Origin of the sequence: Vibrio xiamenensis, from assembly GCF_900100015.1 — a bacterium.
Taxonomy (GTDB): Bacteria; Pseudomonadota; Gammaproteobacteria; order Enterobacterales; family Vibrionaceae; genus Vibrio; species Vibrio xiamenensis.
In genome coordinates this window covers 33,987-54,709 of the sequence record NZ_FNDD01000031.1, presented here as the reverse complement: position 1 = coordinate 54,709, position 20,723 = coordinate 33,987, and the positions used below count along the sequence as shown (strand labels likewise).

The 20,723-nt window shown below is 45.9% G+C and carries 18 protein-coding genes; 5 read left to right on the top strand and 13 right to left on the bottom strand.

Translation table 11 applies throughout. The features are described 5' to 3' along the window. Positions 1 to 5 precede the first annotated feature (5 nt). The 11 genes from rsmG to BLS03_RS20160 form a co-directional block, all read right to left on the bottom strand. Positions 6 to 638: a 16S rRNA (guanine(527)-N(7))-methyltransferase RsmG gene (gene rsmG, locus BLS03_RS20215; RefSeq protein WP_093278289.1), complete on the bottom strand. Its 633-nt coding sequence runs from the start codon at positions 636 to 638 to the stop codon at positions 6 to 8. Beyond that, complete coding sequence (gene mnmG / locus BLS03_RS20210) at positions 638 to 2,533, bottom strand: tRNA uridine-5-carboxymethylaminomethyl(34) synthesis enzyme MnmG (RefSeq protein WP_093278328.1); 1,896 nt, start codon at positions 2,531 to 2,533, stop codon at positions 638 to 640. Before mnmG ends, rsmG begins: the two co-directional genes overlap by 1 nt. Before the next feature lie 486 nt (positions 2,534 to 3,019). Continuing rightward, positions 3,020 to 3,454 (bottom strand): FMN-binding protein MioC, encoded by a 435-nt coding sequence (gene mioC / locus BLS03_RS20200; RefSeq protein WP_093278287.1) that lies wholly within the window; start codon positions 3,452 to 3,454, stop codon positions 3,020 to 3,022. Positions 3,455 to 3,488: 34 nt separating this feature from the next. After that, positions 3,489 to 4,850, bottom strand: coding sequence for a tRNA uridine-5-carboxymethylaminomethyl(34) synthesis GTPase MnmE (mnmE, locus tag BLS03_RS20195; RefSeq protein ID WP_093278284.1), 1,362 nt, complete (start codon positions 4,848 to 4,850; stop codon positions 3,489 to 3,491). Between the two features lie 121 nt (positions 4,851 to 4,971). Continuing rightward, a complete protein-coding gene (gene yidC / locus BLS03_RS20190; RefSeq protein ID WP_093278280.1) occupies positions 4,972 to 6,597 on the bottom strand; it encodes a membrane protein insertase YidC in 1,626 nt (541 codons plus the stop codon). 2 nt (positions 6,598 to 6,599) lie between these two features. Next, positions 6,600 to 6,857: a membrane protein insertion efficiency factor YidD gene (yidD, locus tag BLS03_RS20185; protein WP_093278278.1), complete on the bottom strand. Its 258-nt coding sequence runs from the start codon at positions 6,855 to 6,857 to the stop codon at positions 6,600 to 6,602. Beyond that, positions 6,824 to 7,147: a ribonuclease P protein component gene (gene rnpA / locus BLS03_RS20180; protein ID WP_245696741.1), complete on the bottom strand. Its 324-nt coding sequence runs from the start codon at positions 7,145 to 7,147 to the stop codon at positions 6,824 to 6,826. The genes yidD and rnpA overlap by 34 nt, the downstream gene beginning before the upstream one ends. Positions 7,148 to 7,193: 46 nt before the next feature. After that, complete coding sequence (gene rpmH, locus BLS03_RS20175) at positions 7,194 to 7,328, bottom strand: 50S ribosomal protein L34 (RefSeq protein ID WP_093278272.1); 135 nt, start codon at positions 7,326 to 7,328, stop codon at positions 7,194 to 7,196. Positions 7,329 to 7,557: 229 nt separating this feature from the next. Next, complete coding sequence (locus BLS03_RS20170; protein ID WP_093278270.1) at positions 7,558 to 8,295, bottom strand: amino acid ABC transporter ATP-binding protein; 738 nt, start codon at positions 8,293 to 8,295, stop codon at positions 7,558 to 7,560. Beyond that, positions 8,292 to 8,963, bottom strand: coding sequence for an amino acid ABC transporter permease (locus tag BLS03_RS20165; RefSeq protein ID WP_093278268.1), 672 nt, complete (start codon positions 8,961 to 8,963; stop codon positions 8,292 to 8,294). Before BLS03_RS20165 ends, BLS03_RS20170 begins: the two co-directional genes overlap by 4 nt. A 97-nt stretch (positions 8,964 to 9,060) precedes the next feature. Beyond that, positions 9,061 to 9,807 (bottom strand): amino acid ABC transporter substrate-binding protein, encoded by a 747-nt coding sequence (locus BLS03_RS20160; protein WP_093278266.1) that lies wholly within the window; start codon positions 9,805 to 9,807, stop codon positions 9,061 to 9,063. Between the two features lie 388 nt (positions 9,808 to 10,195). Here BLS03_RS20160 and dnaA point away from each other — a divergent pair, with 388 nt between their 5' ends. The 5 genes from dnaA to BLS03_RS20135 all read left to right on the top strand — a co-directional run bounded on the left by dnaA (position 10,196) and on the right by BLS03_RS20135 (position 17,162). Further along, positions 10,196 to 11,614, top strand: a complete 1,419-nt coding sequence (gene dnaA, locus BLS03_RS20155; RefSeq protein ID WP_093278264.1) for a chromosomal replication initiator protein DnaA — start codon at positions 10,196 to 10,198, stop codon at positions 11,612 to 11,614. A gap of 63 nt (positions 11,615 to 11,677) precedes the next feature. After that, on the top strand, positions 11,678 to 12,778 hold the full coding sequence (gene dnaN, locus BLS03_RS20150) for a DNA polymerase III subunit beta (protein ID WP_093278262.1): 1,101 nt from the start codon (positions 11,678 to 11,680) through the stop codon (positions 12,776 to 12,778). Between the two features lie 11 nt (positions 12,779 to 12,789). Continuing rightward, positions 12,790 to 13,911: a DNA replication/repair protein RecF gene (gene recF, locus BLS03_RS20145; RefSeq protein WP_093278260.1), complete on the top strand. Its 1,122-nt coding sequence runs from the start codon at positions 12,790 to 12,792 to the stop codon at positions 13,909 to 13,911. Positions 13,912 to 13,929: 18 nt separating this feature from the next. Next, positions 13,930 to 16,347 carry a DNA topoisomerase (ATP-hydrolyzing) subunit B gene (gyrB, locus tag BLS03_RS20140; RefSeq protein WP_093278258.1) on the top strand — a complete coding sequence of 806 codons (2,418 nt, stop codon included), beginning with the start codon at positions 13,930 to 13,932 and terminating at the stop codon, positions 16,345 to 16,347. Between the two features lie 380 nt (positions 16,348 to 16,727). Next, positions 16,728 to 17,162 (top strand): Hsp20 family protein, encoded by a 435-nt coding sequence (locus tag BLS03_RS20135; protein ID WP_093278256.1) that lies wholly within the window; start codon positions 16,728 to 16,730, stop codon positions 17,160 to 17,162. Between the two features lie 56 nt (positions 17,163 to 17,218). Here BLS03_RS20135 and BLS03_RS20130 read toward each other — a convergent pair whose 3' ends face one another. Both BLS03_RS20130 and glyS read right to left on the bottom strand, forming a co-directional pair. Further along, positions 17,219 to 18,469, bottom strand: a complete 1,251-nt coding sequence (locus BLS03_RS20130; RefSeq protein ID WP_093278254.1) for a valine--pyruvate transaminase — start codon at positions 18,467 to 18,469, stop codon at positions 17,219 to 17,221. Positions 18,470 to 18,642: 173 nt separating this feature from the next. Continuing rightward, positions 18,643 to 20,709, bottom strand: a complete 2,067-nt coding sequence (gene glyS / locus BLS03_RS20125) for a glycine--tRNA ligase subunit beta (RefSeq protein ID WP_093278252.1) — start codon at positions 20,707 to 20,709, stop codon at positions 18,643 to 18,645. Positions 20,710 to 20,723: the final 14 nt, after the last annotated feature.

Below are 20,723 nucleotides of genomic sequence, written 5' to 3'. Positions count from 1 at the left end.
CGCTGTTATCCCTTGCGCGATAAGATTACAAGATGGCGCTCACCCTCTAATTGGGGAACGCTCAACGCCTTGATATCGATCACAGAACACCAGTCGGGGAGTAGCGCAATTTCATCGTCAGGCTTTTGACCTTTCAATGCCAGAAACACACCCTCTTTCTCGTCTGGTAAATGATGACACCAATTAACCATATCGACCATTGAAGCAAATGCTCGACTTAGTACACCATGAAATTTGACTGGAGGTTGAAATTCTTCAACTCGACTTTGGACAGGGGTCACATTTTCGATCTTAAGCTCGTGAATCACTTGCTTGATAAATCGAATCCGTTTTCCCAGGCTGTCGAGCAGGGTGAATTGTTTCTGTGGATTCATTATCGCCAACGGTATTCCTGGTAAACCAGGACCTGTGCCCACATCAATAAAGTGCTCACCACGTAAGTGAGTACTGACCACTATACTATCAAGAATATGCTTAACTAACATATCACTTGGGTTGCGCACAGATGTCAGATTATACGCTTTATTCCATTTGTCCAACAATTGGACATAGCCAACGAGTTGGCTTCTTTGCTGATCGGACACTTCTAAATCGGTTTTAGCGATTAATGCATCAAGTTGTTCACGCAGCGCGTTCATTATGCTGCCTCTCCCTTCTTCAGTAGCCCTTGCTTTTTGAGGTGGACTAACAGAATCGAGATGGCTGCAGGCGTGATACCTGAAATACGCGAAGCAATGCCTAAGGTTTCAGGTTTGGCTTCGTTGAGTTTGGCCACCACTTCGTTTGATAACCCTTTTACATCGCGGTAATCAAGATCGAATGGCAACTTAGTGTGTTCATGGCGCAGCGATTTCTCAATCTCGTCATGCTGGCGCTTAATGTAACCTTCGTACTTAACTTGAATTTCAACTTGTTCTGCCGCTTGATCATCAGCCAACGCAGGAGCAAAGGCTTCAAGTTCAACCAGTTGATCGTATGTCATTTCTGGACGACGCAGCAGATCTTCACCACTGGCTTCGCGTACGATTGGAGTTTTGAGTAATCCATTCAATTTCTCAATGCCTTGAGAATTTGGATTAACCCACAAACTGCTCAAACGTTGACGCTCAGCTTCAATGTTTTCGATTTTCTGATTAAAACGCATCCAGCGGTTTTCATCGATCAAACCAAGCTCATGGGCTTTTTCAGTCAAACGTAAATCAGCATTGTCTTCACGCAGTAACAAACGGTATTCCGCACGCGAGGTAAACATGCGGTACGGCTCTTTGGTACCCATGCTAGAAAGATCATCGATTAACACGCCCATGTAGGCCTGATCGCGTCGTGGGCTCCAACCCTCTTTGTCTTGACTGAACAAACTCGCGTTCAGACCCGCCATCAAGCCCTGGGCTGCAGCCTCTTCGTAACCCGTGGTGCCGTTGATTTGTCCCGCAAAGAACAGACCAGACACAAACTTAGTTTCGTAGGTTTGTTTGAGATCGCGAGGATCAAAGAAATCGTATTCAATCGCGTAACCTGGACGAACAATATGCGCGTTTTCAAAACCTTTCATTGATTGAACGATCTTGACTTGAACATCAAATGGCAAGCTGGTGGAGATGCCATTTGGATAAAGTTCGTGAGTATTTAACCCTTCAGGTTCGATAAAGATTTGGTGGCTGTTCTTATCCGCAAAACGCATCACTTTGTCTTCAATTGACGGACAGTAACGCGGACCAATACCTTCAATAACCCCTGAATACATTGGGCTACGATCAAGGTTGTTACGAATCACATCATGAGTTTTCTCATTGGTGTGAGTGATGTAACAAGGAATTTGATGCGGATGATGCTCACGTTTACCCATGAATGAAAACACCGGTGTTGGGTTATCACCATGTTGTGCTTCTAGCTGAGAAAAATCGACACTGCGCGCGTCAATGCGTGGTGGTGTACCGGTTTTCAAGCGATCAACGCGAAACGGTAAAGCACGCAAACGATCAGCAAGAGCGATCGATGGAGGATCGCCTGCGCGGCCTCCTGCGAAGTTTTCTAGGCCAATATGGATCTTTCCACCAAGGAAGGTGCCAACGGTCAATACAACCGCTTTAGAGTGAAATTTAAGGCCCATTTGAGTCACAACTCCACGGACTTGATCATTTTCAACAATCAGATCATCCACTGACTGTTGGAATAACGTCAGATTAGGAGCGTTTTCAAGAGCGTGGCGAACATAAGCTTTGTAAAGAGCGCGATCAGCTTGAGCACGGGTGGCTCGAACTGCCGGGCCTTTCGATGCATTTAATGTTCTGAACTGGATACCAGCGTGATCGATGGCTTCTGCCATCAAACCGCCCATAGCATCAACTTCCTTGACTAAGTGTCCTTTGCCGATGCCACCAATTGCTGGGTTGCATGACATTTGACCTAAAGTATCAATATTGTGAGTCAATAAGAGGGTTTTTTGCCCTGTTCTTGCTGCTGCAAGTGCGGCTTCCGTTCCTGCATGACCGCCACCAACTACGATGACGTCAAATGTTTCGTGGTAAAGCATGAACCGACCTCTGGTATCCAAGCGAGTATGAGATAGATAAAAGAGCGACATTCTACCTTCTTTCCAACACAGAGAAAATCGGTTTTGTATTTTTTAATTTAAGGTCCTGATACTTAATATATATAAGATCTATATAGAGATCTTTTTTATTAGTACTATTATTAGGATCGACGATCTTTGTGGATAACCGAAAAATGATCAACAAGATCATGGATCTGAAATGGATCATATCATGTGATCTGATCCTGATCTAAGCGAGGATTAGCTGGGATCAAAATTGGCACTTATACACAAGGGGTGGTTACCTTCAAAGTTATCATTTGGATAACTATAGGTTAATCACTGGAAAACGATCTATTTATACACAGCTCAATTGGTTAAATAATGAACGGTATTTTTTTCAGTCACCGATTATCCCCAACTTAGTCCCTATCTGATGTATAAAAAAAGCAGCTCTAGGCTGCTTTTTTTTATCATTATGATGATTTAGAACTGCTCAATATGCTCTTTTAACCACGCTTCCGCAGCTTCTTCTGGCAATGCATCGACAGTTACGTCGATGGTTAAGCAATCCGTTATTGGGGTTGCGCCAATATCTTGCAGTAAATCGTAGGCGTGTTTGCCTGCTTCACAGAACGTATCGTAGCTAGAGTCGCCAATCGCGATCACGGCATACTTAACGTTACTCATGCGTGGTGGCGTGTCTTGTAGCGCGGCAATAAAGGGTTGGATATTGTCTGGATAATCCCCCGCTCCATGGGTTGACGTGATGATCAACCAAGTGCCTTGTGCGGGGATCTCTGCCAAATCAGGTTGGTTGTGGATAGTGGTCTCGTGGCCTTGTTCGATGAGGAGATCACTTAAATGATCGCCCACATATTCCGCACCACCTAAAGTGCTGCCGGTAATGATTTGTATCATGCGTTGTCCTTGTTAAGCATCGCTTGTCGTTGAATTATTTGCCGATACAGAATGAAGAGAAAATACGGCCAAGTAAATCGTCAGAGCTGAATTCGCCAGTGATTTCACTTAAATATTGCTGAGCAATACGTAACTCTTCCGCCAATATTTCACCTGCCATATAGCCTTCTAGCTGTTGCTGTCCGGTATCTAAGTGCTGCGCGGCATGCTCAATTGCTTCGAGGTGACGTCGACGTGCCATAAAGCCGCCTTCGCTATTACCAGCAAAGCCCATACACTCTTTAAGATGCGAGCGTAGCGCATCAACACCATCACCGGTTTTCGCGGAAAGGCGAATCAGGGTTGGTGAGTTTACGTGGCAAATACCAAGAGACTCTTTAGTTTGATCAACTTTGTTGCGAATGACCGTCATGCCCATTTCGGGTGGCAAACGATCGACAAAATCTGGCCAAATCTCACGAGGATCGGTGGCGTCTGTGGTGGTGCCATCAACCATAAATAGCACTCGATCCGCTTGAGCGATTTCTTCCCAAGCTCGTTCAATACCAATGCGTTCGACTTCATCAGAAGCGACGCGCAGACCTGCGGTATCGATGATGTGCAATGGCATACCATCAATGTGGATGTGCTCGCGCAGTACGTCGCGAGTGGTGCCGGCGATATCGGTTACAATCGCAGACTCTTTACCTGATAAAGCGTTAAGCAAGCTCGATTTACCTGCGTTAGGACGCCCTGCGATCACCACTTTCATCCCTTCACGTAAAATCGCGCCTTGGTTGGCTTCTTTACGCACTGAGTTGAGGTTATCGATGATGGCTTGTAAATCGCTGGCCACTTTACCGTCAGCCAAAAAGTCGATCTCTTCTTCTGGAAAATCAATCGCCGCTTCAACGTAAATACGCAGATGGATGAGCGATTCCACCAGCTGATTAATTCGGCTGGAAAATGCCCCTTGTAGCGACTGTAGCGCGGACTTGGCAGCTTGCTCAGAACTGGCGTCGATAAGGTCGGCTATCGCTTCAGCTTGGGCTAAATCAAGCTTATCGTTAAGGAATGCCCGTTCAGAGAACTCACCTGGCTTAGCGGTGCGAATACCTTCAATCTTGAGGATGCGATTAATCAACATGTCCATCACGACTGGGCCACCATGACCTTGCAGTTCGAGCACATCTTCACCCGTAAACGAGTTTGGATTAGGGAAGAAAAGTGCGATGCCTTGGTCAAGTTGCATACCGTCTTGCGCTTTAAATGGCAGGTATTCTGCGTAGCGAGGACGTAATTCTTTGCCGGTGACTTCGCGTGCAACGTGTGCCGCGAGCGGGCCTGAAACACGAATGATTCCGACGCCACCACGACCTAATGCGGTCGCTTGAGCAACAATGGTCTCTGTGGTCATAGTTTTGCCTGTGGTTGGTGTATTGAATGCCAACTCTGTGGATTAAATGATTAGCTGAATTGTAATCAGCCAAAAACAAAAAGGCGACCTTTTAGGCCGCCTTTATCAAGTCAATTTGCTTTTACTTCTTGGAGTGTAAGCCTTTTTTCTCTAGTGACTTATAAATCAGAGTTTGCTGAATCAGCGTCACTACGTTCGACACCAACCAGTAAAGTACTAGGCCTGATGGGAAGAACAAGAAGAATGCAGTAAACATCACCGGCATAAAGGTCATGATCTTTTGCTGCATTGGATCCGTTACTGTTGATGGGCTCATTTTTTGGATCATGAACATACTTGCACCCATTAGGATCGGCAAGATGTAGTAAGGGTCTTGCGCTGACAAGTCATGAATCCAACCAAAGAATGGTGAGTGACGAAGCTCAACCGATTCCATCAATGCCCAGTAGAGCGAGATGAAGATTGGCATTTGCAGTACTAGCGGTAGACAGCCACCCAATGGGTTTACTTTCTCTTGCTTGTACAGCGCCATCATCTCTTGGCTCATACGTTGGCGATCATCACCGATACGTTCACGCATTGCAGCCAATTTAGGTTGCAGCATGCGCATTTTGGCCATTGAGGTGTATTGCGCTTTGGTTAGTGGGTACATTGCGCCACGAACGATGAAGGTCAAGCACATGATTGCTACACCCCAGTTACCCACGAAGCTTTGAATGAATGAAAGCAGTGAGTGAAGAGGTTTTGCGATAAACCATAGCCAACCGTAGTCAACTACCAAGTCTAGGTTTGGAGCCACTGCCGCCATTTGGTCTTGCAGTTTAGGTCCAACCCAAAGTGTCGCTTTCATTTCCGCTTGGCTACCATCTGCGATGGTTTTGTTTGGCATGCGCAGACCGATATCGCCAACGTTGCCGATAACGCGAGTGTAAAGGCTAGTACCTGGCTCGTTACGCGGAATCCATGCGGTGGCGAAATAGTGTTGAATCATAGCCGCCCAGCCTTTACCGCTTGGTAGCGGGATAGACAGGTTGCGGTCTTGCATATCGTCAAAGCTGTATTTTTTGTAGCGAGTGTCTTCGCTTGAGTAAGCACCGCCGCGGTAAGTCGGCATAGTGATGCTGCCACCGTCATCGACAACACTTTGACGTAAGTGCGCGTACATACCAACCGTTGCATTGCTGCCTGAGTGGTTAGCTACATCATAAACGACGTCCATTGCGTAGCTGCCACGCTTGAGAACGAAAGTCTTGGTGTAATCAATGCCGTTTGCGCTGTAAGTCATTGGAACGCGAAGTTCATCCTGGCCTTCGTCCAGAGTGAAGCTATCGCCTTGAACTTGGTAGCTAGGACGATTGTTGCTGGTTAAATCGATACCTTGAGCGCCAATCAGACCGCTTTGGGCGATAAATTGGTGGCTAGGTGAATTCTTTAGCAATACAAAAGGAGTATTAGAATCAAGCTCTTCGTCGTATTTGTTTAGTTTTGCAGTAACGACATCACCACCAACTGTGTCAATAGACAGAGTCAATACATCAGTTTTAACGGTAATGGTTTTTGCCGATGCCTGAGTTGCTCCAGGAGCCGGGTCTAAATCATCAGCCAGTGACGGCGCAGGTAGCGAGCTGCTTGATTGAGTCTGTTCAACCGGCTGAGGAGCTGGGTTCTTTGCTGTTTGCCATTGTTGGAAAAGCAGAAAAGAAACCAGTGCTAGCGCGATTAACAGGATATTACGTTGAGAATCCATCGTTATTTATCTCTGTCATGTTTTTGGTTTGGCGGTACTGGGTCATACCCACCTTCATTCAAAGGGTGGCATTTTAATAGACGTTTGCCTGATAACCAACACCCTTTTACAAAACCGTGAGCTTTCAGTGCTTCGATCGCATACCTAGAGCACGTTGGCGTAAAGCGGCAACGTGGACCAATTAGTGGACTAATTAGCCAGCGGTATAAGTAGACTAGCCCGATGGCTAACCACGCGAGGGGCGAGACAGGCGATGCCATAGCTTATCAAACAACTGGAACATTTCTTCATTGCTCAGATCCTGAGCGCTTTTCTTGGCAATGACAACAAAATCTTTGCTTGGAAGTTGATGTTGTTTATTACGAAAGCTCTCGCGGGCCAAACGTTTAAAGCGATTACGGCCAACGGCGGTTTTAATTTGCTTTTTCGGAACGGCTAAACCTAGTCGAGGATGAGATAGGTTGTTATTACGAGCGATGATGGTGAAATGAGGTGAGCCTGCTCGGTGAGCTTGCTGAAAGACATTTTGATAATGTTCGGGAGTTAACAGACGTAACTCCCGATTGAACGCGTACGTATTCAAAATAAACGAGCGATTATTTTGATAGGCGCTTACGGCCTTTTGCACGACGTGCATTAATTACTTTACGACCGTTCTTAGTTGCCATACGAGCACGGAAACCGTGAGTACGTTTGCGCTTTAGAACTGAAGGTTGAAAAGTGCGTTTCATGTTTATTACCTTTACTGATCAGTAGTTTTAGGTCAATGTTAACCCGGCGTGGGCTTCCGTTTACTCTTTTAATTAAAGAGGAAAACACCGACGCCTCTCAACAAAGAGGCGGAATTGTAATCACAGTGACCCTCAGTGTCAATGACTGGAGTCATGAGATATTCCGGCCGGGCGATTATACGGAGTGTGAACGAAATCTCAAGGATCGATCGAGTTTGATCCTCGAACTTTATTCGACTCCAACTTGGCGAAGAAACTTTTGCAAGCGTGGATCTTGCGGGTTGCCGAACAGTTGTTGAGGCGAACCTTGTTCGACAATGTGCCCTTCTGCCATGAAGATCACTCGATCGGCGACCTCTCGAGCAAACTGCATTTCATGGGTGACCACTAGCATGGTTTGGTGCTGCGTGGCTAACTTTTTCATTAGTGCCAGCACTTCTCCAACCCATTCTGGGTCTAACGCTGAAGTTGGTTCATCAAATAGCAACAGTTCTGGTTGTAGTGCCATCGCGCGGCCAATTCCGACTCGTTGCTGCTGACCGCCAGACAGTGACGCTGGATACGCATCACCCTTATCACCTAAACCAATATCGTCCAAAATCTGCTGTGCTTTATCTAAGGCTTGCTGTTTGTTCCAACCGCGCACCGTGATAAGCCCTTCTGCAATATTTTGTCTGGCATTCATGTGAGCAAATAATGCGTAGTTTTGAAACACAAAACCGGTTTTTCGTCTGAGCGCTAATTCTTCGGCTCTGCTGTAACGTTCTACGTCAACACTAATGTCATCAATGGTGATATGACCTTGATCGGCCTTTTCTAAAAAGTTAATGCAGCGCAGCAAAGTAGATTTACCGGTACCACTTGAGCCGATCACCACAATGATCTCACCGCGATTAATCTCTAAATCAATCCCTTTGAGTATTTCACTGTCGCCAAAGCGTTTATGAATGTTGGCTAATTTAATCATCGCACGTACGCCTTATTGAGTTTGGTTTCTGCCCAGGTTTGAATTCGCGTCAAAATCAGCACCACACCCCAATAAATCAGGGCGACCGCTAAGAAAGCCTCAAAAAATCGAAAGCTCGATGAGGCTTCCATTTGCGCTTTGGCCATGATTTCAGCCACGCCTAAAGTAAACGCCAGCGAGGTGGATTTGATCATATCAATGAAATAATTCATTAATGAAGGCAGAGCAACGCGAGTGGCTTGCGGCAGAATGACTCGGCGCATCGCTTGTGGAACCGTCATTCCGACCGACAAACTAGCTTCCATCTGACTGCGGTCGATACCGATGATCGCTGCGCGAATGCTTTCTGCCATATACGCGGCAAAGTGCAGGGTTAACCCAATCACGGCTGCCGAAAAGGCATCTAAGCCAACTAAGATAGGGAAAATTTGTGGCAGCCCATAATAAAGCAGAAATAACTGCACCAGTAGCGGCGTGCCACGAAAGAAGCTGATGTAAAGCTGGCTGATTTGATTCAGCACTGGAATTTGAAAAACACGAATGTTGGCGAGAACCACCGAGAGTATCAACGCAAACACCATGCCCCAACACGCCATTTCCATTGTGGTACTGAGGTATTTAAGCAGGATTGGCATTAAACCCAGCATGTAATCAAAATCAAAACCCATAGCGGTACCTTTTAGAGATAAGAAAAGGTGGAATCGAAATTCCACCTTTATACTGCATCGGCAAACGCAGTGCTTAGAACCTGGTTAGGATGACGATTTATTTGGTGATATCGGCATCAAACCATTTTTCAGAAATTTTAGCCAAAGTGCCGTCTTCACGCATTGCAGCCAGTGCTTGGTTAACTTCTTTTTGTAGGCGTTGACCTTTTTCGTTGTTCACGAATGGCCAAGCATTTTCGATGGTTTCAAACGGTTGACCAGCCAGTTGCAATGGTAAGCCGGTTTCTTTGATAAGTTGCAGTGTGGAGAGTCTATCCATCACAAAGGCATCGGCACGGCCAAGAGCAACATCGTGTTCAATACCTGTGTCGTAGGTTTTAATATTGATCTTGCCTTGCGTATCGTACTTCTTCAGTAGCTGTTCAAAGTTCGATCCTAAGTTTACCGCAACGGTTTTTCCTGCCAGATCATCAAGACCTTTGATTGCATTATTACCTTTGCGTACCGTGATCTGCGCGCCATCAACCACATACGGATCGGCAAATAGGTATTTAGCTTGGCGTTCTTTGGTGATGGTAATTTGGTTAGAAATGGTGTCGATACGGCCGGTTTCTAACAGACCAAATAGACCTGAAAAGTTGGCGGTGACATATTTCACCGTGTAATCGTTACGCTTACCAATCTCGTCCCACAGGTCTACTTCAAAGCCTTGAAGCTTATCTTGTTTAACAAACGTAAATGGAAAATAGCGTCCAGACATGCCTACTTTGACTTCAGTCGCGGCTTGAACACTTGCTGCAGAAAGAGCAATAGCGGCGATCGCCACCTTTAACCAGTTTTTCATAATGTGAATCCTTATTTTTTATAGTACAGAATTCTACTTTACCTACTGTTAATTAGATAAATAACTAAGTGAGATAACCTAGATGGCTTCGGAATAAGTTTGTATAAGCCATACTCATTTATAGGATAAGTCGTGGATTTTGCGTGGGTAACTTTTTTCATTCACACAGTTATCACCATCAGCAGGATCCGGCCAAAAACACTCAAATGTGGATCAAACTGTGAGTAAAAATAGTACGAGGTGTGCAGATCTCATCTAATCGGGCGAAATCATTGTGAATAACTTAGATCTTATTCACTGGATCAACGATCATTTGCTGGCGATCTTGGTTATCAACAGGTAAGATTGTCGTTCTTTTCCGATCGTCGATTTATTGAGTGGGGGCAACGTGTCATCTTCGCTTTGGTTGCAGTGTCTGCAACAGCTTCAAGAAGAGCTACCAGCAACAGAATTCAGCATGTGGGTTCGTCCGTTACAAGCGGAGCTAAATGACAATACTCTCACCTTGTTTGCACCGAACCGTTTTGTGTTGGATTGGGTGCGCGATAAATACCTCAACAACATTAATCGTCTGTTGCAGGAATATTGTGGCAACGATATTCCTAGCCTGCGTTTTGAAGTCGGCAGCAAGCCAGTTTCTCGCCCAGTAGCAGAGCCAAGACAACAGCGTCAACGTACTCCTGCGGATGTTGCCGCTGAGTCGTCTGCGCCTGCGCAACTACAAGCCCGTAAACCGATCCACAAAACTTGGGATGACGACAGAGAAGCGATGGCAGACATTAACCATCGTTCCAACGTCAACCCTAAACATAAATTCAACAATTTCGTTGAGGGTAAATCCAACCAATTAGGTTTGGCTGCGGCGCGCCAAGTGTCTGATAATCCAGGCGCTGCGTATAATCCGCTGTTTCTCTACGGTGGTACAGGTTTAGGTAAAACACACTTGCTTCACGCGGTGGGCAACGCAATTGTGGATAACAATCCCAATGCCAAAGTCGTTTACATGCACTCTGAACGTTTCGTTCAAGACATGGTGAAAGCACTACAAAACAATGCGATTGAAGAGTTTAAGCGTTACTATCGCAGTGTTGATGCGTTACTTATTGATGATATTCAATTCTTTGCTAACAAAGAGCGTTCTCAAGAAGAGTTTTTCCACACGTTCAACGCATTGCTTGAAGGCAATCAGCAAATCATTTTGACTTCTGACCGTTATCCGAAAGAGATCAACGGCGTAGAAGATCGCTTGAAGTCGCGCTTTGGCTGGGGTTTAACGGTAGCGATTGAACCGCCTGAGCTAGAAACACGCGTGGCGATTTTGATGAAGAAAGCCGAAGATCACCAAATTCATCTTGCTGATGAAGTAGCGTTCTTTATTGCTAAGCGCTTGCGCTCTAACGTTCGTGAGCTTGAAGGCGCACTTAATCGCGTGATTGCCAACGCAAACTTTACTGGCCGACCAATTACGATTGATTTTGTTCGTGAAGCGCTGCGTGATCTGCTTGCGCTGCAAGAGAAGTTGGTGACCATAGATAACATTCAAAAAACCGTCGCTGAATACTACAAGATTAAAGTCGCGGATCTGCTGTCAAAACGTCGTTCGCGTTCTGTTGCACGTCCACGTCAGTTGGCGATGGCACTGTCTAAAGAGTTGACTAACCACAGCTTGCCGGAAATCGGTGATGCCTTTGGTGGTCGCGACCACACCACTGTTCTGCACGCATGTCGTAAAATCGAACAATTGCGTGAAGAAAGCCACGATATTAAAGAAGATTATTCGAACTTGATTCGTACTCTTTCTTCTTAAATCATCGCGTTATGCGTATCCTAAGCACTATACTTATTCACAGCTAATCGTTAAGAGCGCACTATGAAATTTACTATTGAACGTAGTCATCTGTTAAAGCCTTTGCAGCAAGTGTCGGGCGCTTTAGGTGGCCGTCCAAGTTTACCGATTCTCGGTAATTTACTGATTAAAGTCGAAGATAACCAATTGTCGATGACGGCAACTGACTTAGAAGTGGAATTGATCAGTCGTGTGAGCTTAGAGGGTGAATGGGAATCGGGCAGCATTACCGTACCATCACGCAAATTTCTCGATATTTGCCGCGGTTTACCTGACGATGCCGTGATCACGTTTGTTTACGAAGGCGATCGCGTGCAAGTTCGTTCTGGACGCAGTCGTTTTTCTTTGTCGATCTTACCGGCCAATGACTTTCCTAACATTGAAGACTGGCAAAGTGACGTTGAAGTCACCATGACTCAAGCTGACCTGAAAGGTTTGATTGAAAAAACCCAGTTTTCGATGGCAAACCAAGATGTGCGTTATTACCTCAATGGTATGTTGTTTGAAATCGATGGTAGCACTTTGCGCAGCGTCGCAACCGATGGCCACCGTATGGCAGTGGCTCGCACCGAATTAGATGGCGAATTTGCTCAACAGCAAATTATCGTACCGCGCAAAGGTGTACAGGAATTGGTTAAATTGCTTGATGCACCAGAGCAAACCGTGGTTTTGCAAATCGGCAGTTCAAATGTGCGCGCAGAAGTGAACAACTTTGTGTTTACCTCAAAGTTGGTTGATGGCCGTTTCCCGGATTACCGCCGCGTTATGCCACAAAGCACCACTAAAACGTTAATCGCTGGCTGTGATGAACTGCGCCAAGCATTTTCTCGCGCGGCGATTTTGTCGAATGAAAAATTCCGCGGCGTGCGAGTGAATCTCAGCGGTGAAGAGATGTGCATTACTGCTAATAACCCTGAGCAAGAAGAAGCGGAAGAAATGCTTGATGTCAGCTTTGAGGGCGAGCCTATCGAGATCGGCTTTAACGTGAGTTATGTGCTTGATGTGCTGAATACACTGCGTTGCGACAATGTTCGCGTGTCGATGTCGGATGCTAACGCCAGTGCTTTGATTGAAAATTCTGAAGACGATAGCGCCATGTATGTGGTTATGCCAATTCGTTTATAAGCCGAACTTGAATGCCTCTTAACCGCTTAATCATACAGCAGTTTCGTAATATTAAAGCCTGTGATATTGAACTATCATCAGGCTTTAACTTTCTTATCGGCCCGAACGGCAGCGGTAAGACCAGTGTGCTTGAAGCCATTTATATGCTCGGCCATGGGCGTTCGTTTAAAAGTTCGCTAACTGGAAGAGTGATTCAAAATCAATGCGATGAGTTATTTGTCCACGGTAGAATTCGTCAACCGGAAGCAAATAATGACCAAGAAACTGCGCTTTTTTTGAACTCGGATCAATTTGAGTTACCGGTTGGCATTAATAAGCAGCGTGATGGCTCAACAGAGGTTAAAATAGGCGGTCAGTCTGGGCAAAAGTTAGCTCAGCTTGCCAAGGTTATTCCGTTGCAGTTAATTCACCCGGAAGGGTTTGAATTGCTTACCGACGGACCGAAACATCGCCGCGCATTTATTGATTGGGGTGTGTTCCATAGCCAAAGCGCTTTTTATGACGCATGGGGGCGTTTTAAGCGTTTAAATAAGCAGCGTAATGCCCTGCTCAAAACCGCCAGAAGCTATCGTGAGCTTAGCTATTGGGATCAGCAGCTCGCGACTTTGGCCGAGCAAATCAGTGAGTGGCGATCGGAATATGTCGCGCAACTGGGTGGCCAGGCACAAGCCTTGTGCCAAGCATTTTTGCCAGAGTTTGAAATCCAGCTCAAGTATTACCGTGGGTGGGAAAAAGATACCGCCTATAGTGAGTTGCTGGAAAACAATTTCGACCGTGATCAAGCATTGGGTTACACGGTCAGTGGCCCAAACAAGGCAGATTTGAGAATTAAAGTGAACGGAACACCAGTTGAAGATGTTCTGTCACGAGGTCAATTAAAATTGATGGTGTGCGCACTGCGCGTTGCTCAAGGTCAGCACTTGACTCAGCAGACGGGTAAGCAGTGCATCTATTTGATTGATGATTTCGCGTCTGAATTAGATAGCCAACGTCGTAAACGTCTTGCCGATTGTTTAAAAGCGACGGGGGCTCAAGTTTTTGTAAGTTCTATTACCGAGCATCAAATCGCAGACATGCGAGATGATAAAGGCAAGATGTTTCATGTGGAACATGGCACAATAGAACAAGGATAAATAGTGAGAGAGTAGCTCATGTCTGATAATTACGATTCATCGAGTATTAAAGTACTGAAGGGTCTGGACGCAGTACGTAAGCGTCCTGGAATGTACATCGGCGACACTGATGATGGTACCGGTTTGCACCACATGGTTTTTGAGGTGGTGGATAACTCAATAGATGAAGCGTTGGCAGGTCACTGTAAAGACATCGTAGTGACGATCCATGAGGATAACTCAGTATCTGTTTCTGATGATGGTCGTGGTATTCCAACCGAAATGCACTCTGAAGAGAAAGTCTCTGCTGCCGAAGTAATCATGACGGTTCTTCACGCTGGTGGTAAGTTTGACGATAACTCGTACAAGGTTTCTGGTGGTCTGCACGGTGTTGGTGTTTCAGTTGTAAACGCCCTATCTGAAAAAGTTGAGTTAACCATCAAACGCGGTGGTCACATTCACACTCAAACTTATCGCCATGGTGTTCCTGACGCGCCACTTGCTGTGGTCGGCGACACGGCAGACACTGGTACCATGATTCGTTTCTGGCCAAGCGGCGAAACGTTTACTGATACCGAATTCCATTACGAAATTCTAGCTAAGCGTCTACGTGAGCTGTCGTTCCTTAACTCCGGCGTATCGATTAAATTAAGCGATGAGCGTGAAGATGATAAAAACGATCACTTCATGTACGAAGGTGGTATTCAAGCCTTTGTTACTCACCTAAATACCAACAAAACGCCAATTCACGATAAAGTGTTCCACTTTAACTCAGAGCGTGAAGATGGCATCTCGGTTGAAGTGGCAATGCAGTGGAACGATGGTTTCCAAGAAAACATCTACTGTTTCACCAACAACATCCCTCAACGTGATGGTGGTACTCACCTTGCTGGTTTCCGCGGCGCATTGACTCGTACTTTGAATACCTTTATGGACAAAGAAGGTTATTCGAAAAAAGCCAAAGCAGCGACATCGGGTGATGACGCGCGTGAAGGTTTGACTGCGGTTATTTCGGTAAAAGTACCGGATCCAAAATTCTCAAGCCAAACTAAAGACAAATTGGTTTCTTCTGAAGTCAAATCGGCAGTTGAATCTGCGATGGGTGAAAAGCTCTCTGAGTTCTTGGTTGAGCATCCAAATGAAGCAAAAATCGTTTGTTCAAAAATCATCGATGCCGCCCGTGCACGTGAAGCAGCGCGTAAAGCTCGTGAAATGACTCGTCGTAAAGGCGCATTAGATTTAGCAGGTCTACCAGGTAAACTGGCGGATTGCCAAGAGAAAGACCCAGCGCTTTCTGAACTCTACATAGTGGAGGGTGATTCGGCAGGCGGCTCCGCAAAACAAGGCCGTAACCGTAAGAACCAAGCGATTCTACCTCTGAAAGGTAAAATCCTTAACGTAGAAAAAGCGCGTTTCGATAAAATGCTTTCTTCTCAAGAAGTTGCAACCTTAATTACTGCACTTGGTTGTGGTATTGGTCGCGACGAATACAACCCAGAGAAACTGCGTTACCATAACATCATCATCATGACCGATGCGGACGTTGACGGCTCGCACATTCGTACCCTGCTATTGACTTTCTTCTACCGTCAAATGCCAGAACTGATTGAACGCGGCTACATCTATATTGCTCAGCCACCGCTTTACAAAGTGAAGAAAGGTAAACAAGAGCAGTACATCAAAGATGAAGAAGCGATGAACCAATACCAAACGTCTTTGGCTCTGGATAACGCATCTCTATTTGTTAACTCAAGTGCTCCAGCGCTTACTGGCGAAGCTTTGGAAAAACTGGTTCAACAGTACAATTCTGCCGTGAAGCTGGTGGAGCGTATGAGTCGCCGCTACCCATACGCGTTAGTACATGAATTTATGTACGTGCCGCGCCTAACCGCTGAAATGTGTCACGATGCCGCGCAAGTTGAAGCTTGGACTAAGCAAATTGTTGAAAACCTCAATGCTAAAGAAGTGGGCGCGAGCCAATACAGCTATGAAGTTGAACAACACTTAGAGCTAGGTTTGAACTTACCGAAAATCGTGGTTCGCACCCATGGTGTGATGCATGAGTTTGCATTGAGTGTGGATCTGTTTAACTCAAAAGAATACGGCAAACTGGCGGATGTTTCTGAAGCTCTCGATGGTTTGGTTGAAGAAGGCGCTTACGTTCAACGTGGCGAGCGTACTCAACCGGTATCGACCTTTGTTCAAGCCACTGAATGGCTTATCAAAGAATCACGTCGTGGCCTAAGCACTCAGCGCTACAAAGGTTTGGGTGAAATGAACCCGGATCAGCTTTGGGAAACCACTATGGACCCAGAAACTCGTCGCATGATGCAAGTTACAATTGATGATGCAGTTGGCGCTGATCAATTGTTTACGACGTTAATGGGTGATCAAGTTGAGCCGCGTCGTAACTTTATCGAAGAGAACGCTCTGAAAGTGGCTAACCTCGACGTTTAGATGGATGTTCCGATACGGAATTATCGCTAAATAACAGCAAAACACCGCCTTTTTAGGCGGTGTTTTTTTGTTTTTAACTTATTGAAAATTAATTGATTAAAAATTTTTTCACCAAAATTCCTTGAAAGTGTTTTGGACCGTCCTTATATCTAGTTGTGAAGAGGATGCCGAATGGGCCTCTGTAACGCTTGTCCCTGAATCGTTATTTTGAAAATAAGGTTCCCTATTTGCTCAACAGAGAAATAGGACGTGGAAAGCACACAACTTGGAAATACATTCATCGCACTGTCCCCGAGCGCAGGCCAGAGGAAGTCGAGATGAATGCTTGATTCAACCATTACTGAATCGAGACTATTGCTTAATTAAAGAGGATAGAAATTATGCGTAATGTAGATTTTGCACCCCTATACCGTAATGCCATTGGTTTTGACCGTCTACTTAACTTGATGGAAGCGAACAGCGCCAAAAACTCTTCGGCGGGTTACCCTCCATACAACATCGAGCAAAAAGACGAGAATCATTACCGCATCACTATGGCTGTGGCGGGCTTCGCTGAAGACCAACTCGAACTCACCCAGAAAGAAAACATGCTGATCGTACGTGGTGAACGCCAAGAAGAAGAAGGCAAAAACTATGTATATCAAGGTATTGCTGAGCGTGATTTTGAACGTAAATTCCAATTGGCCGACTATGTGAAAGTCACTGGCGCGGCAATGGAAAATGGTCTCCTTCACGTCGATTTGGAACGTGAAATTCCAGAAGCGATGCAACCCCGCAAAATTGCGATTAATGGTCAAAAATTGATTGAAGGTTAACACTTCAGTTACATAAAAAAAGAGCGCCATTGGCGCTCTTTTTTGTTATCGATAACTTAGCGCTGTTGATACGCTTTTTGCACTTCTTCAGCAATAATCGCGATACCTTTTTGCATCATGTCATCATCTTGGACATAGTTCATGCGCAGACACTGATGGGCATGATCCCACTCGTCTTTTTGGCCGATAAAGAAATATTCACCCGGTACGATTAAGACGCCACGCGCTTTAAGGCGTTTATACAATTCCATGGTGGTAATCGGCAGTTCATCAAACCAAAGCCATAAGAAAATCGCCCCTTCGGGTTTATGAATTCGAAAACGCGGATCGGTAATCGCGGCTTGCAGCAGTTCGACCGCCCGTTGCGACTTGTGTTGATAGAAAGGTTTGATCACCTCACTGCTGAGTTTGAGTAAGTCACCCTGCTCTATCATATGGTTGGCGATGGTCGGCCCGACACTGCCAGGAGCCAAACTGATGATGCCGTTCATATTGGTCAGTGCTTGGGTAATCTCTTCACTGGCGATAACAATGCCGCAGCGCACTCCGGGCAATCCTAGTTTAGATAGGCTCATGCACAGAATGGTGTTGTCATTCCAAAATGGTTCGACATCCTCAAAAATAATATTTGGGAAAGGCACGCCGTAGGCGTTGTCGATCAGGAGTGGAATATTATTGGCGCGCGCTAATTCATCCAATTTGCGGATTTCTTCATTGGTGAGCACATTACCGGTTGGATTGGTTGGCCTTGATGCGCAGATCGCCGCCACACTGTCATCAATTTTTAACTGTTCAAAATCAACGTGATATTTGAACTGACGATTGTCTAGTAGCTCGATTTCCGGGTGATAAGAGACAAAGATATCTTCATCAATACCGGCGTCACCATAGCCAATGTATTCCGGTGCTAGGGGCAATAAAATTTTCTTGTGGGAACCATCAGGCTGCTGGCCGGCGAAGAGGTTAAACAGATAAAAGAAACCACTTTGGCTGCCGTTGGTTAGGCTGATATTTTTACTGCTGATGTCCCAGCCATAGGTTTGCTTGAGTAACTGCGCCAATGATGTCACAAAAGCATCTTTGCCTTGTGGTCCATCATAGTTGGCCAGCGCCGCAATCAATTGTCCGTTGCCAAGTAGTGTCTCACTGGCTTGGGTGAAGTAATCTAGCATCGCAGGAATGGCGGCTGGGTTGCCACCTCCGAGCATGATGGCGCCGGGAGTGCGCAGACCATCATTAAGATCATCCATTAACTGAGTAATACCGGAATACTGATTGAATTTTTCACCAAACTTCGAGAACTGCATGACGTTACCTAATATTTTTGTCGGTTTTAACAGGCGGGTTGAGCGTTGCATACGGCGATGCGTCTCTGACCTTACCGCAATCTAGTTAACAGGCAAGCACAAATTTGGGGCAGGCATAAAAACAAAGCCCAACTCCGATGAGTTGGGCTGGTGTTAAAACCTATTGGCGCGAATTATTTCTGCAGTAGTGAAATATCTGCGATTTGTAGGAACAGGTTACGTAGGTTATTAAGCAGAGTTAAGCGGTTGATTTTCAATGCTTCGTCATCTGCCATTACCATCACGTTATCAAAGAATGCATCAACAGGCTCACGCAGATCCGCAAGTTTGCTTAATGCTTCTTGATAGTTACCCGTTGCAAATGCTGGTTCTAACGCTTCAGTCATGACTTCAACGTTTTGAGCCAGAGTTTTCTCAGCATCTTCTTGTAGAAGAGCAAGATCGATGTCAGCTGGTAACTCGCCGTCAAACTTAGCCAGAATGTTACCCACACGTTTGTTGGCCGCGGCAAGAGATTCCGCTGCTTCCAACTCACGGAAGTGTGAAACCGCTTTAACACGCTGGTCAAAATCAGCAGGTTTGGTTGGATGACGCGCCAATACTGCTTGAATGATATCAACGCTGAAACCTTCGTCTTGGTACCAAGCGCGGAAACGACCAAGCATAAACTCAATCACTTCGCTTTCGACATTGTCGTTGGTGAGGCGATCACCGAATAGCGATTTCGCTTTGGCGATAAGGTCAGTCAGATCAAGGTTGTAACCGTACTCAACGATAATACGTAGCACGCCCAGTGATGCACGGCGAAGTGCAAATGGATCTGAGCCTTTTGGCGCTTGGCCAATACCGAAAATACCCACGATAGTATCGAGTTTATCCGCCATCGCAACCGCGGTTGAAACGCCATTTGATGGCAGTTCATCACCGGCGAAACGTGGCATATATTGCTCGTTTAGCGCTAGTGCTACTTGTTCGTTTTCACCGTCATGGCGTGCGTAGTGCATACCCATTACACCTTGAGTGTCGGTAAATTCAAACACCATTGAGGTCATTAGGTCACATTTAGCCAGTAGACCTGCACGCTTAGACAATTCAACATCAGCACCAATTTGCTCAGCGATATAACCTGCCAACTCAGTGATGCGGTCGGTTTTATCTTTGATGGTACCAAGTTGTTTTTGGAAGATCGCGTTATCGAGTTCTGGTAAGCGGTCAATCAACGGACGTTTACGGTCAGTGTTGAAGAAGAACTCAGCATCAGCCAAACGTGGACGAACTACTTTCTCGTTACCTTCAATAACGTGACGAGGCTCTTTCGATTCAATGTTAGAAACGAAGATAAAGTTTGGCAGCAGCTTTTTGTTGTCATCATAAACTGGGAAGTATTTTTGGTCCCCTTTCATGGTGTAAACCAAAGCTTCAGCAGGAACTTTCAAAAATTCTTCTTCGAATTTCGCGGTCAGTACCACCGGCCATTCAACCAGTGACGCGACTTCTTCAACCAAATCATCTTCAAGGTCTGCGACACCACCGACGGCAGCCGCCGCTTTTTGCGCGTCAGCGACAATGATGGCTTTACGTTTTTCGTAATCGGCCATGACTTTACCGCGCTCTTCAAGTAGCGCTGGGTATTGCTGTGCAGAGTCGATAGTAAACTCTTTTTCACCCATAAAACGGTGACCGCGAATCGTACGAGCCGATTGTACGCCAAGGATTTCGCCTTCAATCAGTTCATCACCAAATAAAATGGTCAGAGTTTTTACCGGACGAATAAATTGAGTGTCTTTGTCACCCCAGCGCATCGGTTTTGCGATTGGCAGATTGGCCAGTGCTTTTGCTGCCAATTCAACCACGACGTCTTTAGCGCTTTGGCCTTGCACTTCTTGTTTGAACAGCAGCCATTCACCTTTGTCTGTCACTAGGCGATCTGCTTGTTCAACAGTGATGCCGTTACCACGAGCCCAGCCTTGCGCGGCTTTGGTTGGATTGCCATCAGCGTCAAACGCAACCGCAATCGCAGGACCACGTTTTTCAACCACTTTATCGGCTTGACCTTCAGCAAGGTTAGCCACTTTCAGTGCTAAACGGCGCGGCGCTGCATACCAAGTGATGCCGTCGTTCGCTAGGTCAGCGGTTTTGAGTTCCGCAGCAAAGTTACTTGCAAAAGCTTCAGCCAAAGTACGCAGTTGCGTTGGTGGAAGCTCTTCAGTGCCAAGTTCAATGAGAAATTCTTTTGCCATAATGTCTTGTTCCT